Source organism: Streptomyces sp. NPDC043854 (genome assembly GCF_056436005.1).
In genome coordinates this window covers 13,852-30,236 of the sequence record NZ_JBWKDK010000007.1, presented here as the reverse complement: position 1 = coordinate 30,236, position 16,385 = coordinate 13,852, and the positions used below count along the sequence as shown (strand labels likewise).

The 16,385-nt window shown below is 74.3% G+C and carries 8 protein-coding genes; 4 read left to right on the top strand and 4 right to left on the bottom strand.

Annotation, left to right across the window (positions count from 1 at the left end; all coding sequences use genetic code 11):
* The first annotated feature begins 56 nt into the window (after positions 1 to 56).
* Positions 57 to 1,385 (top strand): phenylacetate--CoA ligase PaaK, encoded by a 1,329-nt coding sequence (paaK, locus tag AC068A_RS09110; RefSeq protein ID WP_478582870.1) that lies wholly within the window; start codon positions 57 to 59, stop codon positions 1,383 to 1,385.
* Positions 1,386 to 1,454: 69 nt separating this feature from the next.
* Positions 1,455 to 2,276: a YhjD/YihY/BrkB family envelope integrity protein gene (locus tag AC068A_RS09105; protein ID WP_478582867.1), complete on the top strand. Its 822-nt coding sequence runs from the start codon at positions 1,455 to 1,457 to the stop codon at positions 2,274 to 2,276.
* 54 nt (positions 2,277 to 2,330) lie between these two features.
* Here the strand turns inward: AC068A_RS09105 and AC068A_RS09100 are convergent, their stop codons facing one another.
* From AC068A_RS09100 to AC068A_RS09090, 3 genes are all read right to left on the bottom strand, one after another.
* A complete protein-coding gene (locus tag AC068A_RS09100) occupies positions 2,331 to 3,836 on the bottom strand; it encodes a fatty acyl-CoA synthetase (protein WP_478582864.1) in 1,506 nt (501 codons plus the stop codon).
* A gap of 293 nt (positions 3,837 to 4,129) precedes the next feature.
* A complete protein-coding gene (locus AC068A_RS09095; RefSeq protein ID WP_478582861.1) occupies positions 4,130 to 5,716 on the bottom strand; it encodes an acyl-CoA synthetase in 1,587 nt (528 codons plus the stop codon).
* Positions 5,717 to 5,730: 14 nt separating this feature from the next.
* Positions 5,731 to 6,840 (bottom strand): nitronate monooxygenase, encoded by a 1,110-nt coding sequence (locus AC068A_RS09090; RefSeq protein ID WP_478582858.1) that lies wholly within the window; start codon positions 6,838 to 6,840, stop codon positions 5,731 to 5,733.
* Between the two features lie 146 nt (positions 6,841 to 6,986).
* On the opposite strand from AC068A_RS09090, the gene AC068A_RS09085 reads away from it, so the two are divergent.
* Positions 6,987 to 9,089 (top strand): serine hydrolase domain-containing protein, encoded by a 2,103-nt coding sequence (locus tag AC068A_RS09085; RefSeq protein ID WP_478582855.1) that lies wholly within the window; start codon positions 6,987 to 6,989, stop codon positions 9,087 to 9,089.
* Between the two features lie 76 nt (positions 9,090 to 9,165).
* On the opposite strand, the gene AC068A_RS09080 is transcribed toward AC068A_RS09085, so the two are convergent.
* On the bottom strand, positions 9,166 to 15,009 hold the full coding sequence (locus tag AC068A_RS09080; protein ID WP_478582853.1) for a WD40 domain-containing protein: 5,844 nt from the start codon (positions 15,007 to 15,009) through the stop codon (positions 9,166 to 9,168).
* 157 nt (positions 15,010 to 15,166) lie between these two features.
* On the opposite strand from AC068A_RS09080, the gene AC068A_RS09075 reads away from it, so the two are divergent.
* A complete protein-coding gene (locus tag AC068A_RS09075; protein ID WP_478582850.1) occupies positions 15,167 to 16,354 on the top strand; it encodes an SLC13 family permease in 1,188 nt (395 codons plus the stop codon).
* The last annotated feature ends 31 nt before the right edge of the window (positions 16,355 to 16,385 follow it).

Sequence of the window (16,385 nt, the reverse complement as noted above, 5' to 3'; positions counted from 1 at the left end):
CGGGCAATGTACCGAATGATCGGTCGGCTGTTCGGCTCACGACGGGGTGAGGTCACATGAGGCAGTACGAGGACGTCCAGGACGCGGGCGAGCGGCTCGGCCGCGACGAGTTGGCCGCACTCCAGCTGACCCGGCTGCGGGACAGCCTGGCCCGCGCCTACGAGCGGGTGCCCTTCTACCGGCAGGCCTTCGACAAGGCCGGGGTGCATCCGGACGACTGCCGCTCCCTCGCCGATCTCGCCCGTTTCCCCTTCACCACGAAGGCGGACCTGCGCGACCATTACCCCTTCGGGATGTTCGCCGTGCCCCGCACGGAGGTACGCCGCCTGCACGCCTCCAGCGGCACCACCGGCCGCCCCACCGTGGTGGGCTACACGGAGGGGGACCTCGACACCTGGGCCGCGGTCGTCGCCCGCTCGATCCGGGCGGCGGGCGGGCGCCCGGGCCAGATCGTGCACATCGCCTACGGGTACGGCCTGTTCACCGGAGGCCTGGGCGCCCACTACGGGGCGGAGCGGCTGGGCTGTACGGTCGTGCCCGCCTCCGGGGGGATGACGGACCGCCAGGTCCGGCTGATCCAGGACTTCCGGCCCGAGGTCATCATGGTGACGCCCTCGTACATGCTGACGCTGCTGGACGAGATGGAGCGCCAGGGCATCGACCCGCGCAGCACCTCCCTGCGGACCGGGATGTTCGGTGCGGAGCCGTGGACGGAGGGGATGCGCCGGGAGATCGAGGAGCGGCTCGACATCGACGCGGTGGACGTCTACGGCCTGTCCGAGGTGATCGGACCCGGTGTCGCACAGGAGTTCGCCACCCACAAGGACGGCCTGCACATCTGGGAGGACCACTTCTACCCGGAGGTGGTGGACCCGCTGACCGGCGAGGTGCTGCCGGACGGCGAGCCCGGCGAGCTGGTGTTCACCTCCCTCACGAAGGAGGCCATGCCGGTGGTCCGCTACCGGACCCGGGACCTGACGCGGCTGCTGCCGGGAACCGCCCGGCCCGCGTTCCGGCGCATGGAGAAGATCACCGGGCGCTGCGACGACATGCTCATCCTGCGCGGGGTGAACCTGTACCCGACCCAGATCGAGGAGATCCTGCTCGGGACGCCCGGCCTGGCCCCGCACTTCCAGCTGCGGCTGACCCGCGAGGGCCGGATGGACGCGCTGACGGTGCGGGTGGAGGCGCGCCCGGATACGGACGCCGGACGGCGGGAGTCCGCGGCGGCCGCCGTGGTGCGGGCGGTGAAGGAGGGCATCGGCGTCACCGTCGCGGTGGAGGTCGTCGACCCGGAGACGCTGGAGCGCTCCGTGGGCAAGCTCAAGCGTCTCGTCGACCTGCGCGGCACCGGGGAAGGAGGGGACACGCGTCCGGGCGGCTGACACGCCCGATCGGCCGCACTCGGTCCGGCCTCCGAGAGCCCTCGGGCCCGTGCGGGTAGTGCATGAGGCGTGACCGCCAAGCTCCGACACCTCCACGACCGGCTCCAGGCCTCCCCGGCCGGGCTCGCCTGGAGCCGGGGGCGCGAGATGGAGCTGATGCACCGGGCCATGGGCTTCGCCGCCCTCGGGTTCCTGACCCTGGTGCCCCTGCTGGTCGTGGTGGCGGCCGCCGCGCCCGGCAGCGGCTCGAACTTCGGCCGCTGGCTCGGTCAGGCCCTCGGGGTCACGGCGTCCTCCCGGGCCCGGATCGAGGTGCTGTTCGCTTCGGCCGACCTGGCCCTGGAGCGGACGACCGCCTTCGGCCTCGCGGCCTTGGCCGTGTTCGGCCTCACCTTCGGGTCGGCCGTGCAGACCGGGTACGAGAAGGTGTGGGACCTGCCCACCGCCCGGTGGCACACCATGTGGCGGCACGTCGTCTGGCTGGCCCTGCTGGTGTGCTACCTGGCGCTGCTCGTCGGGATCCCCGCCCCGTCGGACGACGCGCTGGGCAACCTCCTCGTCGGCAGCGGGGACGTCGTCGGCACCTGCGTGTTCTTCTGGGGGTCCCAGCACCTGCTGCTCGGGGGCCGGGTCCGCTGGCGGGCCCTGCTGCCCGGGGCGGTGACGACCAGCCTGGGCCTGCTCGGCCTGCGGATCTTCTCCCAGCTGGTGTTCTCCCCGCTGATCGCCTCCAACGCCGTGACGTACGGGCCGTTCGGCACCCTGCTGGTCGTCCAGTCCTGGCTCGTCGGCGTCGGCTTCGTCGTCTACGGGGGCGCGCTCGTGGGCCGCCTGGTACACGAGCACCTGACCCTGCGCCGACTGCAGCACGAGGTCCTGCTCCCCGACTGAACCGCACCGGCTGAACCGCCCCGCCGGCCCCCGGCCGGCCCGCGGCGCCCCGTGTCAGCGGCCGGCCCGGCCGAACCGGTCCCGCAGCTCGCGCTTGAGGATCTTGCCGCTGGCGTTGCGCGGCAGGGCGTCCACGAACAGCACCCGCTTCGGCGCCTTGAAGTGGGCCAGCCGATCCCGCGCGTACGCCAGCAACTCCGCCTCCGCCACCTCCCCGCGCGGCACCACCACCGCCGTGACCGCCTCGATCCAGCGCGCGTCGGGCACGCCCACGACCGCCGCCTCGGCCACCGCCGGGTGCGTGTACAGCACGTCCTCGACCTGCCGGGAGGCGACCAGCACCCCGCCCGAGTTGATGACGTCCTTGACCCGGTCGACGACCGTGAAGTACCCCTGCGCATCGCGCACCGCCAGGTCACCGGAGCGGAACCAGCCGTCCCGGAAGGCCTTTTCCGTGGCCTCCGGGTCGTTCCAGTAGCCCAGGCAGAGCTGCGGTGAGCGGTACACCACCTCGCCCGCGGTCCCGTCGGGCACGTCCGCGCCCTCCTCGTCGACGACCTTCGCCTCGACGTGCCGGACCGGCCGCCCGCAGGACTCCAGCCGCCCCTCGTGCTCCGCGGGCCCGAGCACGGTGGCCAGCGGCCCGATCTCGCTCTGCCCGAAGCAGTTGTAGAACCCGAGCCGGGGCAGCCTCGCCCGCAGCCGCTCCAGGACCGGCACCGGCATGACGGACGCCCCGTAGTACGCCTTGCGCAGCGCGCCCAGCTCGCTCCGCTCGAACTCGGGGTGGTTGGCGACGGCGATCCACACCGTGGGCGGCGCGAAGAAACTGTCCGCCCGCCCCGCCTCCACCAGCCCGAACAGCTCCTCGGCGACGGGCGCGTCGAGGATCGTGTTCCGCGCGCCCACGGCCAGGTAGGGCAGCAGGAAGACGTGCATCTGCGCCGAGTGGTACAGCGGCAGCGCGTGCACCGGCAGGTCCTGCGGATGCAGGTCCAGCGCCTCGACGGCGCTCTCGTACTCGTGGACCAGGGCCCGGTGCGTCATCATCGCGCCCTTGGGCAGGGCGGTGGTCCCCGAGGTGTAGAGCAGCTGCACCACGATGTCCGGGGCGCCGACGGGCTCGAAGGGCAGCGGGTCGGCGAGCTCCGCGAGGAACGAGCCGGGCGCGTCGCGCAGCGGCTGCACGGCGTACCCGTCGGGGATCCGCGGGGCCAGGTCCGGGTCGGCGAGGACGAGCGCGGCCGAACAGTCGTCCAGGATGTACGCGAGGTCCTCGCCGGTGAGGTTCTGGTTGACCGGGACGTGCGTGAGGCCCGCCCGGGCACAGGCGAGGAAGGCGAGCAGGTAGGCGTCGGAGTTGTGGGCGAAGGCCGCGACCCGGTCGCCGGCGGCCAGCCCGTACCGCTCGCGCAGGACGGCGGCGCCGGTGGAGACCGCGGCGTCGAGCTCGGCGTACGTCCAGGCCCGGTCCCGGTACCGGATGGCCTCCCGCCCGGGGAAGCGCCCCGCGCTGTCCCGCACCAGCCCGTCAACCGTGTTGTGCCGCACTGCCGTCATGCCGTGATCCTCGTCTCCCCGCGCACGGGAGGTCAACCACCGGAAGGCGCCGACCGACCGTGCTACAGGCCCGCTCGAACGCACGCCCCACTCTGCCGGGTGGTCCTCGCCGTCGGCGGCGAGGACGGCCTCCCCGTGGGAAATCGGGTTGAGGGCGGTCCGGGTGTTGCCGCACCGGGTCAAAGCGGCCTCGACGGCATCGGGCCAGGCGGGGAACCCGGCACCGGCCGGTGCCCGGCGGGCGTACGTCCGGGCGGCGACCATGCGCTCCGCGGCCCGGTCGCGCGGGCCCGTCACACCGCCCGGTCGCGGCCCTCCCAGTGCGGGTCGCGCAGCCGCCGCTTGTACAGCTTGCCGTTGGGGTCGCGGGGCATCTCGGCGATGAACTCGACCGTCCGGGGCCGCTTGTAGCCGGCCAGCAGGCCCGTGCAGTGCGCCAGGATCGCGGCGGCCAGCTCCTCCCCCGGCTCGTGTCCGTCGGCCGGCTCGACGACGGCCTTGACCTCCTCGCCCCGGTCGGCGTGCGGGATGCCGAAGACGGCGGCGTCGGCGACCGCCGGATGGGTGAGGAGTGCGGCCTCGATCTCGGCGGGGTAGATGTTGACCCCGCCCGAGATGATCATGTCGATCTTGCGGTCGCGAAGGAAGAGGTAGCCCTCCTCGTCCAGCAGGCCGAGGTCGCCGACCGTGAAGAAGTCGCCGATGCGGTTCTTCCGCGTCTTGCCCTCGTCCTTGTGGTAGCTGAAGCCGCCGGTGTTCATCCTCATGTAGACGGTGCCGACTTCCCCGGCGGGCAGCCGGTTGCCGTCGTCGTCGAAGACGGCGAGCTCGCTGATCGGCCAGGCCCGGCCGACCGTCCCCGGCTTCTTCAGCCAGTCCTCGGCGGTGGCGAAGGCCCCGCCGCCCTCGCTGGCCGCGTAGTACTCCTCCACGCAGTGCCCCCACCAGGCGATCATCGCCCGTTTGACGTGGTCGGGGCAGGGGGCGGCGCCGTGGATGGCGTGCCGCAGGGAGCCGACGTCGTACGCCGACCGGGTCGCCTCCGGGAGCGCGAGCAGGCGGTGGAACTGGGTGGGGACCATGTGGGTGTGGGTGCAGCGGTGGGCTTCGATCAGCCGCAGCATCTCCTGCGGCGTCCACTTGTCCATCAGCACCAGCGGGTGGCCGATGTGCAGCGAGGCGCCGGCGAACTGCAGGACGGCCGTGTGGTAGAGCGGCGAGCAGACCAGGTGCACGTTGCCGTCGAAGGGGCGGATGCCGAAGATGCCGAGGAAGCCGCCGAGGTGGGTCTCCTCGGGGGTCTTGCCGGGCAGCGGGCGGCGGATGCCGCGGGGGCGGCCGGTGGTGCCGGAGGTGTAGTTCATGACCCAGCCGAGGGTGCGCCCCTCCGGGGGTGTGCCGGGCCGGCCGTCGAGGAGTCCGGCGTACGGGCGGAAGCCCGGGACGGTGCCGACGGCGTAGCGGTGGGTCGCGGGCAGGGCGGCCTCGTCGGCCGCGGCGGTGGCGGCGTCGGCGAAGCGCTCGTGGGAGATGAGGACCTTGGCTCCGGAGTCGGAGACGATCCAGGCGATCTCGGGGCCGACGAGATGGTGGTTGACGGGGACGAGGTAGAAGCTGGCCTGGGTGGCGGCGAGGTAGGCGGTGAGGAACTCGACGCCGTTGGGCAGGACCACGGCGAACGCGTCGCCCCGCTGGAGTCCGGCGTCGCGCAGGCCGTGGACGAGGCGGTTGGCGTCGGCGTGCAGCCGGCCGGCCGTCCACTCCTCGCCCTGCGGGGTGACCAGGACCACCCGCCGCGGGTCGGCGGCGGCCTGGGCCCAGAACCCTCCCGCGGCCTGCCGCCCGGCACCGTTTCCGTTCGTTCCCGCCACGCTGCTCACGTGGGTCACCCCTCTCACGCCGCTCGGCCGGCGATGCGGTTGATGCGGTCGACGGCCCGCTCGAAGCCGCGGGTGAGGTCGTCGAAGACGGCCTGGACGCTGCGCTCGGTGTTCATACGGCCCACGATCTGGCCGACGGGGGTGCCGAGCAGCGGCTGGACCTCGTACTTCTGGATCCGGGAGAGCGCCTCGGCGACCAGCAGGCCCTGGAGGGGCATGGGCAGGGCGCCGGGGCCGTCCGGGTCGTCCCAGGCGTCGGTCCACCCGGTGCGCAGCTGGCGGGCGGGTTTGCCGGTGAGGGCGCGGGAGCGGACGGTGTCCCCGGAGCCGGCGGCGAGGAGCTTCTCGGTGAGGGCGCGGGAGTGCAGTTCGGCCTCGGTGGTGGTCAGCCAGAGGGAGCCGAGCCATACCCCCTGCGCGCCGAGGGCGAGTCCGGCGGCGATCTGCTCGCCGCTGCCGATGCCGCCGGCGGCGAGGACGGGGAGCGGGGCGACGGCCTCGGCGATCTCGGGGATGAGCACCATGGTCGCGATCTCGCCGGTGTGGCCGCCGGCCTCGTACCCCTGGGCGACGACGATGTCGATGCCGGCTTCGGCGTGCCGGCGGGCGTGCTTGGCGCTGCCGGCGAGGGCGGCGACGAGGACGCCGCGGTCGTGGGCGCGGGCGATGACGTCGGCGGGCGGGGAACCCAGGGCGTTCGCGAGGAGTTTGACGGGGTAGTCGAAGGCCGCGTCGAGCTGGGCGCGGGCGACGTGCTCCATCCAGCCGGTGATCCGCCAGCCGGAGGCCTCGCCCTCGGGGAGCTCGGGGACGTGGTGCTTGGCGAGGGTGTCGCGGACGAAGTCGCGGTGCCCGGCCGGGATCATCGCCTCGATCTCGGCCTCGCCGATGCCGTCGACGGCCTTCCTGGCGGGCATGACGACGTCGAGGCCATAGGGCTTGCCGTCGGTGTGCGCCTGCATCCAGTCGAGGTCGCGCCGCAGGTCGTCGGGGGCGGTGTAGCGGACCGCGCCGAGCACGCCGAAGCCGCCGGCGCGGGTGATGGCCGCGGCGACCGCGGGGAAGGGCGTGAAGCCGAAGAGGGCGTGCTCGACTCCCAGTCTTGTGCTCAGCTCCGTCTGCATGGGCGGCAGCATGCCGCAGCCCGGCGGCCGAGGGAAGAGGTTTTCTGATGCAGCGTCAGATACTTGGTGGGCCGGTCGATGCGGGGCGCGCGCCGCGGGCGGGCAGATACTTCGAGAGGCCGATAAGGGCGGACAGGAGGCCCACCATGGAGGCACGCACGGGGGACGACACGGCGCACCGCGCCCAGGCCGCGGAAGCGCCCCCCGAGCACGGCACCACCCCCTCGCACCCCCTCGGGCCCGCGCCCGACCGCACGGCCGGCAACGGGATCCCGTGTGCGAGCCGAAACCCGGACGCCGGCCGGCCCACCCGAGCCGCGCACACCCCGGCGGCCGGATCCGCCGACCGGCGCACGACCGCAGCCCCCGACGGGACGGCGCCCGCCGGCAGCGGCAGCGGCAGCGACGACGACGGCGCCGGCGGCGGCGCGGACAGCGACGTCGGCAGCGGCGGCGGGCAGCGTGCCGGCGTCGGGCTGAGTCGGCGGGGGCTCGGGGGGCGGTTGCTCGCGCTGGGCGGGGTGTTGCTGTTGCACGGGGCGCTGCCCGGGGCCGCGGGGGCCGCGGGCAGCCCGGCCGAGCGGCGGGCGCTCCAGGGGCTGCGGCTGCGGTACGGGTCCGCGCGCCAGGCCGGACTGCTGGAGCGGCACCTGGAGCAGGTGGCGGAGGAGGCCCGGCGGTTCCTCGGGCCCTCCCCCGAGCACCCCTACTACGCCGGGGCGGTGGTCCTCGCCGGCCGCGGCCGGACCATCGCCCTGCACCGGGCGATGGGCTGCGCCGTACGGTACGAGGACTACGACGGCCGGACCGACCGCGCCCGGGAGTTCCCCGCCGCCCAGCGCATCGCGATGGCGGAGGACACGGTCTTCGACCTGGCGTCGCTGACCAAACTGTTCACCTCGCTGCTCGCGGTGCAGCAGATGGAGCGCGGCCGGCTGGAGCTGGAGGCTCCGGTGGACCGGTACCTGCCCGAGTTCACCGGCGGGGGCAAGGAGCTGATCACGGTCCGGCAGCTCCTCACCCACACCTCGGGGCTGCGCTCCTGGGCGCCGTTCTACCAGGAGCCCACCCGCGCGGGGCAGTTGCGACTGCTGTGGTCCGTGCGTCCCCAGGAGCCGCCCGGGACCGTGTACCGCTACTCGGACCTCAACCTCATCACGCTCCAGCTGCTCCTGGAACGGATCACCGGTCACACTCTGGATCTCCTGCTCCAGGACGAGATCACCGCTCCGCTCGGGATGCACCGCACTCGCTACAACCCACCGCTGTCCTGGCGCCGCGTCACGGCCGCCACCGAGGTCCAGCGCCCGCCCTGGTCCGGCCTGGACCGCGGACTGGTCTGGGGCGAGGTCCACGACGAGAACGCGTACGCCCTCGGCGGCGTCGCCGGCCACGCCGGCGTCTTCGGCACGGCCTGGGACCTCGCCGTCCTCGCCCGTACCCTCCTCGACGGCGGAACCTACGCCGGCAGGCGCATCCTGCGCCCCGCCTCCGTCGAGCTGCTCTTCACCGACTTCAACACCGCCTTCCCCGGCGACGACCACGGCCTCGGCTTCGAGCTCTACCAGCACTGGTACATGGGCGCGATGGCCACCCCGCAGTCCGCCGGCCACACCGGCTTCACCGGCACCTCCCTCGTCCTCGACCCGTCCACCGACTCCTTCCTCGTCCTGCTCGGCAACTCCGTGCACCCGGTCCGCACCTGGCGGGCCGGCAGTGCCCCGCGGGTCGCGGTCGGCAACCGCTTCGCCCGCGCCGTCCCGGTCCGGACCCGGCACGGCGGCGCGGCCTGGTTCTCCGGCATGGAGCCCGGCGGCTCCGGCACCCTGACGCTGCCCCCGCTCACCCCCGCCACCGCCGAGGCGCGGCTGCGCTGCGCCGTGTGGTGGGACACCGTGCCCGGCGAGGGCGCCTTCCACCTGGAGGCCTCGGCGGACGGCACGGTCTGGGAGCCGCTTCCGTTCAACACGGTCCGCGCCACGGGCGGCTCCCCGGAGCAGTGGCCGCAAGGCCGCGCCGACGGCTGGTCGGGCCGCGTCTGGCACCGCCTCGAGGCCCCCCTCACGGCCTGGGCGGGCCGCCCGGTGCACCTGCGCTTCCGCCACACCGCGACGGGGCGCTACGTCGGACGCGGGGTGTACGTGGACGTCGTACGGGTGGCGGAACGGGCCCGGCTGCTGTTCTCGGAGGACCGCCCGACCGACGCCTCCGCCGTCCGCGCGGCCGGCTGGACCCGCTCGGCCGACTGAGCGGCCCGAGGCCGCTTGGCGCGGGAGCGGCGCCCCGGGCCCCCGGGGCGCCCTGACCGGACCGATCGCCGCCCGCTCAGAGCTCCTCGCCCAGCGGCAGGCGGCGGATGCTCGGCAGGTACTCGTCGAGCTCTCCCGGGGTGAACCGGGACATGCCGACCACGTGCCAGAACTCGCCGGCCACGTCGCCCTCGTACTTGTACCCGCCGGCCGGGGTCAGCGTCGCCCAGCTGCCCGCCAGCCCCATCAGGGTCGCCCGCAGCGAGGGCGCTCCCCCGTCGGCCGGGAGGTTCCAGAGCCGCACCGTGCCGTCCTCGGCGCCGCTCGCAAGGGTGGTGCCGTCCGGGGAGAAGGCGAGGGACAGGACGCGGCCGGTGTGGCCGACGAGGTCGGCGACGTGCTCGCCCGTCTCGGCGTCCCACAGGCAGACGCTGCGGTCGTCCCCCGAGGCGGCGAGCAGCGGCCGGGCCGGGTGGGCGGCCACGGCCCACAGCCGGCCCCCGCGCCCGCGCAGGCGCAGGGCGGCCTGCCCGTCCCGCCAGACGATGACGGTGCCGTCCCAGCTCGCGCTCGCCAGCCAGCCGCCGCCGCTCCCCTGCCCGTACGCGACGCCGTACACCCGGTCCGTGTGCCCGCCGGCGTTCCGCCCGAGTTCCGCCGTGAGCCGGCCGCTCCTGGCGTCCCACACCCGTACGAAGCTGTCGTCGCAGCCGGTGGCCAGGACGTCGCCGTCCGAGTGGAAGGCGATCGAGCGGACCCGGCCCCGGTGCGCGTCCAGGTTGGACACGGGGGAGCCGGTGGGGCGGAACCAGACCCGGACGGTGTCGTCGTCGTTGGCGGTGGCGAGCAGGGTGCCGTCGGCGTTGAAGGCCTCCGCCCAGACGTGCTCGGTCTCGGCGTCGAGCTCGCGCAGGTACTCGCCGCCCGCCGGGTCCCAGAGGTACATGTCGCCGTCGTTGCTGGCCGTGGCCAGGAGGGGTTCGACGGGGCTGAACGCCGCCGAGACCAGCCGGTCGCCGCGCCCGAGGAGCTCCTGCGTGCGCCGCCCGGTGCGGGTCTCCCACAGCCGCACGACCCCGTCGTTGCCGGCGGTCGCCAGCTGCGTGCCGTCCGCGCTGAAGGCGACCCCGCTGATCCGGCGGCCGTGGCCGCGGAGGATGCGCTTGCCCTGGCCGGTGGCGCAGTCCCAGATCTGCGCGCCGCCGTCGTTGCCCACGGTGAGCAGTTGGCTGTCGCCGGGCCGGAAGGCGCACGCCCAGGCGGTGCCCCGGTGCTCGGTCGGCTGCTGGGGGTGGAGGGCCACCGTGTATCCGTGCGGCCGGGCGGTGACCGTCCACAGCCGGACCGTGCCGTTGCTGTCGCAGGCGGCGAGGAGCCTGCCGTCGTCGCCGAACAGCACCTGGTAGACGGCGCCGGTGCTGCGTTCGAGGGTGCCGGCGGGGGTGCCGACGACGGGGTCCCACAGCCGCACCTGGCCGTCGGTGTCGCCGCTGGCGAGGAGGTTCCCCGCGGGGTGGAAGTCGAGGACGTACACGCGGCCGGTGTGCCCGGTGAACTCGTGCAGCAGCCGGGCGTCGGCCGTGCGCCAGATCCTGACCGTGCCGCCCCGCCCGCTCCCGCCCCGGTCGGCGGTGGCGAAGAGCGTCCCGTCGGGGCTGAACCGGGCACGGTAGACGGCCCCTTGGTGGCCGCCGATCTCCCGGACGCACCGGCCGGTGGCCAGGTCCCAGAGGCGTACCTGCGCGTTCGCGTCACCGGTGAGCAGGGTGCCGCCGGGGCCGTAGACGGCGGTGTAGACGGGGGCGGTGTGGCCGGGCAGCCGGTGCACGGGCGCGCCGGTGGCCACGTCCCAGACCGTGACCAGGCCCTCGCTGTCGCCGGTGGCGAGCAGGGTGCCGTCCGCGTCGAGCGAGAGCGGCCACACCCCGTCGGGGTGGATCTCCAGGCGGTGGCGGCAGGCTCCCGTCACCGGGTCCCAGAGCCGTACGACGCCGTCGGATCCGCCGGTGGCGATGACGTTCGCGCGGCATTTCACGGCGTACACGCGGCCTTCGTGGCCCTGGAGGGTGCGCACCGCGCGGCCGTCGTCGCCGCCGCAGACCAGGATGGAGCCGTCCTCGCTGCCGACGGCGAGGAGTTCGCCGTCGGCGCTGTACGCGATGGGTTCGGGGAGGCGGCTGGTGCGGATGCCGAAGCCGTACGGGACGCCGACCGCCGAGGGCCGCAGGCCCGCGTCGACCGGCATGCCGGGGGCGATGGCGGCGGTTCCGAGCTCGCGGACGGCCCGCACGTCCTCGTCCATGGTCACGTCGATGAGCGCGGCCCGGTGCCAGCGGCTGCCGGTCAGCCGGGCGCCCCGCAGGTCGGCCCGGGTCAGCCGGGCCCGGCTGAGGTTGGCGCCGGTCAGGTCGGCGCGGCTCAGGTCGGCCCGGTCGAGGCGGGCGCCGGTCAGCCGGGTGTTGCACAGTAGGGCGCCGGAGAGGTTGGCGCCGATCAGCCGGGCGTCGGTCAGGTCGGCGTCGGTCAGGTCGACGCCGGAGAAGTCGCGGTGCGAGAGGTCCTCGCCGGCCAGCCGGGCGCCGCGCAGGTCGGCGTTGGCGGGCACCCGGAGGCGGTCGCTGATCCGGACGGCGTTGGCCCGGGCGGCCTCGCTGACCCCGCGTCCGGGTGAGTCGAGGACCTCGCGCACCCAGCGGGCGCACTGCTCGTGGTCGGCGAGGTCGCAGAAGAACTCGACGGCGAGCTGGCTGAGCGGGCGGGCGGAGAGCAGGGCGTGCCGCCCGCGGGCGAGCTGGCGTGCGGCCTCGCGCGCGACCAGCCATTCGATGACGGATCCGTGGATGAACTGGAAGACGCCGTCGTCGCTGCGCACCAGCAGGCTGCCCGCGCCGACGGCCTGGGCGCGCTCGGCGGGGGTGAGCGGGGACTCGGTGAGTTCGCTGAGGGTGGCGGCCACGGTTTCGGTGAGCTCGTCCAGCCGGAGGGCGCTGCGGCCGGTCTCCCACAGCCGCCAGGCCAGTGCGGTCACCGCGGCCCACAGCTCGTCGAGGGTGAGTCCGGGCGGGGCGCCGGGCCCGCCCTGGCCGCGCTGCTCCTCGTACTCCAGCCAGGACGTGAACACGTCCTCGTACAGGCGGGCCGGGCTGAGCGCGCGGCCCGCTCCGGCGACCGCCCTCAGCTGGTCCTGGCTCAGGCGGGCGACGAAGGAGATCAGCCTGGGGTTGCGGCAGAGCATCAGCAGGTCGGGGATGTTCCGCAGGAGCTGGTAGCGGCGGTCGGCGGCGCGCTCGTCACCGTAGCTGCGGACCAGGAAGGAGCGGATCTGCGCCGGGGTGAAGCCCTCGACGGACAGGATGCGGCGCTGCGGCAGCAGGCCGACGCGCTCGCCGAGGGCGGTGAGGACCTGGGCGTGCGATTTGAAGTGCTGGGTGCGGCTGCTGACGACGATCTTGGCGCTGTCGACGGCGGCGTCGAGGAGGACCTGGAGGTGGTCGGCCGCGCGGTCGTAGCTGACGCGGTGGACCAGTTCGTCGAATCCGTCGAAGAGGAGGACGACACGACCTTGGGCGAGCATGTAGCGCAGCGCCCGCAGGTCGATGGTGTCGACCTCGTGGCCGGCGAGGTGGGCGGCGACCAGGCCTTCGAGGCTGTGGGCCCGGTCGAGGGTGTTCAGCGGGATGAGCAGCGGTGTCAGGTGCGGGAGCTGTCCGGCGATACGGCGGGCCAGTTCGCGCAGGGCGAAGGTCTTGCCGTGTCCGAAGTCGCCGAGGAGCAGGACGAACCGGCCGTGGTCGGATTCCAGGAGCTCCAGCAGCTCCTCGACGAGGCCGTCGCGTTCCTGGCCGTCGGGGCGGTCGGCGTCGCGGTAGCGCTGCGGGAGGTAGAGGGAGGGCGGGTACTGCTCGCTCGCGACGAGCCGGGCGGTCTGGGCGGCGACGTATCCGCGCAGGTCGAGCAGGCCCTGGAACTCGATGAAGCTGCGCACCCGGACCCGTACGCCGTGGCTGGCCGCCCGCTGCCGCAGGGCGCCGGGCGGGGCCTCGCCCCCGTACACCAGGACGGCCTCGGAGCCGGGGTCGGTGGCGTGGACCTGGGAGATGAACCGGTCGAGTTCGTCCTCGGCGGGGGTGCCCGGGTGGACGGCTATGCGCTGCTGCCGGACGACTCCGTCGTCGCCTTCCCGCCAGGTGGCCATGATCTGCACCATGTCGCCGGGTTCGCGGCGCGGTATGTCGCGCAGGCGCACGCCTTCCCTGCGCACCCGGCAGACCTCCTTGACCCGCTCGGCGAGCGAGGAGGCCGGGTCGTCGAGGGGGGCCCTGCCCTGGGGGCGCTCGACGTGGATGACGGCGGGGAGTTCGGGGACGGGGAAGACCCGGCGGGTCTGCCGCCATTCGGCGGGGAAGTGCTCGCTCGCGGCCGTGATCCGGTCGTCCCAGCGGGTGACGCCGTCGGCGGTGACCTGGAGCAGCTGGAACCGGGCGGGGGCGGCGGAGCCGAACAGCGGCAGCCCGCCGGCGGGGCCGGCGAGCTGGGAGCGGCTGGGGTCGGCGGTGGTGGTGCGCGGGCCGCCGGTCGGGCCGTGCAGCAGCAGGTGGAGCCGGGGCGCGGCCAGCCGGGCGAGGGTGTCGGCGTCCCTCAGCCCGCCGGGGCCGCCGATGGCGTCGCCGGGGCGGCGGCTGTCGGTGAGCGGGTGGCGGAGGGCTCCGACGCGGAGCCAGCCCTCTTCCTCGTACGTGCGCATGGCCTCGGCGAACCAGGCGGCCTGGTCGCGGCCGATGAAGCCGTACTGCTCCTCGGGGCGGTGGCTGTAGGCGATGGTGGAGTTGAAGCCGGCGACGACGGTGCTCAGTTCGGGGACCGGGAAGAGGGTCCAGGGCTGGTCGCTGTCGAAGACGGTGTCCAGGCCCTGGTAGAGACCGCGGAAGAGCCGGGTGTAGTGGCGCCATTTGGGCCAGTACGGCGGCTGCGGGGCCACCTCGTCGGCCTCGCAGGTGTGGAAGTAGGCCTGGGAGGCGGCCTGGTTCACGTCCTGCGCGCCGGGCACCACCACCACCCGCTGCGGGGAGAGGTCGAGCTGGGAGCGCAGGGCGGTGAGGAAGCTGAGGGCCTGGTCGCACTCGCGCGGGCTGCCGGACGCGGTGAGGTCGCCGGTGACGACCATCAGGTCGGGGGCGGGTGCTCCGGCGTCCCTGAGCATGATGAGGTCGCCGCGGATCTGCCGGCTGAGCGAGTCGGGCTCGCGGCCGCGCCCGAAGTCGGGCCCGGCCAGGTGCAGGACGGTGACGGCGTCCCGGGCGCTGCCGCCTGCCGGGGAGGCCTGGGGGTAGAGCGGTGCCCTGGCCGGCCGGCGGCGCCCGGGCCAACCGGGGCCGGCGAGCGCGCTCGGCTGCGGCCGGGCCGGGTCGGGCTGCTCCGGGCGGCGGCCGGGGGCCGGGCCGCTGCCGGGGTAGCCGGGGCGGCGGTCGGGGCGGGCGTGCCCGTCGACGGCCTGCTCGACCCTGGTGAGCAGCAGGGAGCGGGCGGTGTCGGAGTCGGACACCCCCACGAGGTCGACGTAGGTGATGGTGGCGAGGAGTCCCTCTATGGACATTTCGTCCACGCGCACGGTCAGCAGGCGCCGCTCGGGCGATTCGGGCGAGGCACGGAGGGCGGCCTGCCACTCCATGCGGCCGTAGGTGGAGCGCTCGTAGTGGCGGGACAGGACGGCGATGACCGCCACGGACTCGCTGACCCCGCGGTCCATGAAGTCGATGAAGTTGGTTCCCGGTACAAAGTCCCAGGCCTGGACGACCGTCCGGTAGCCGGCTTCCTCCAGGGTCCAGGCGATCCATGCGGCCCAGGGTTCGTCTGCCGGCGAGTAGCTGATGAAGAAGTCGAACTCTCTTGCGGGAACGCCGAATTGCCCGTCCGTCATCATGGATCCATGGTAGGCCCGGGCGGCGGGAAGCGACCTTGTTCCGGCGAGGCAGGCCGAGCGCCCGCCGAGTGCCCGCAGGCCGCCCGTAGGCCCGTCTGTCCTGTTCCGCCCCTCGCCGTCTGACGTCCCGGCGCAGGTGTGTGCGAGTCTGTTCGCCGTGTCCCTCCTCAGACGTCTCCACGGACTCGACTGGCTGGCCGGCGGGCTGCTCGTGCTCGGCGTGCTGTGCGTTGCCACGGGTCTCCTCCCCCCCGCCCCGGCCGGGAACGTGGTCGAACGCATCGGCCCGCTGCTGGTGTTCCTCGCCACGGTCATCGTCCTCGCCGAACTGACCGGCAAGGCGGAGGTCTTCGACGTGGTCGCCACCTGGGTGGCGCGCGCGGGCCGGGGGAACTACCCCCTCCTGTTCGGCCTGTGCGTGGCGTTCGCGTCCCTCACCACCATCACCTTGAACCTGGACACCACGGCGGTGCTGCTGACCCCGGTGATGCTGGCGCTCGCGACCCGGGTGGGCATCGCATCCGTGCCGCTGGCGATGACCACGGTCTGGCTGGCGAACACGGCGAGCCTGCTGCTCCCCGTGTCGAACCTGACGAACCTGCTGGCCGCGGACCGGGTGGCGCTGGCCCCGTCGGAGATGGCCGCCGCCATGTGGGCGCCCCAGCTGGCCGCCATAACGGTCACGATGGCCTGCCTGTGGGGCTTCTACTGGCGCCTGGGCCGCCGCGGCGAGCTCCGCTACGAGCCGCCGCCGGCGCCGCGTCCGGCGGACCGGGTCCTGTTCCGGGTGTGCGCGGCGGCGTGCGCCGGGTTCCTGCTGGCCATCCTCGCCGACGTGCCGCTGTGGGCGGCGTCGCTGACGGCCGCACTGGTCGTGGTTGCGGCCTTCGCCGTGCGCAGCCGGGAGACGCTCCGACTGTCCCTGGTCCCCTGGCGGCTCCTCGTCCTCGTGCCCGGCATGTTCCTGGTCGTGGAGACGGCCGGCGCCCACGGGCTCCAGGAGATACTGGCGACGGCGATCGGCTCCGACAACGGCCCCATGGGGATGCTGAGGTCCGCCGCGGTCGGCGCCGGCTTCTCCAACGTGCTGAACAACCTCCCGGCCTACATGGCGGGCGAGGCCGCGATCCCCGAGGCCAACCACCAGCAGCTGCTCGCCCAGCTGATCGGCGTCAACGTGGGCCCGGTCGTCACTCCGTGGGCCTCGCTGGCCACCCTGCTGTGGTTCGAGCGGTGCCGCTGGCACGGCACGCGGATCGACCTGGGCCGCTTCCTCGGTACGGGACTGGTGTTGGCGGTGTCGGGCACGCTGGCGGCGACGGCGGCCCTGGCGGCCACCGCGTAGGCCCGCCGGCCGAACGGGATCGTACGAGGCC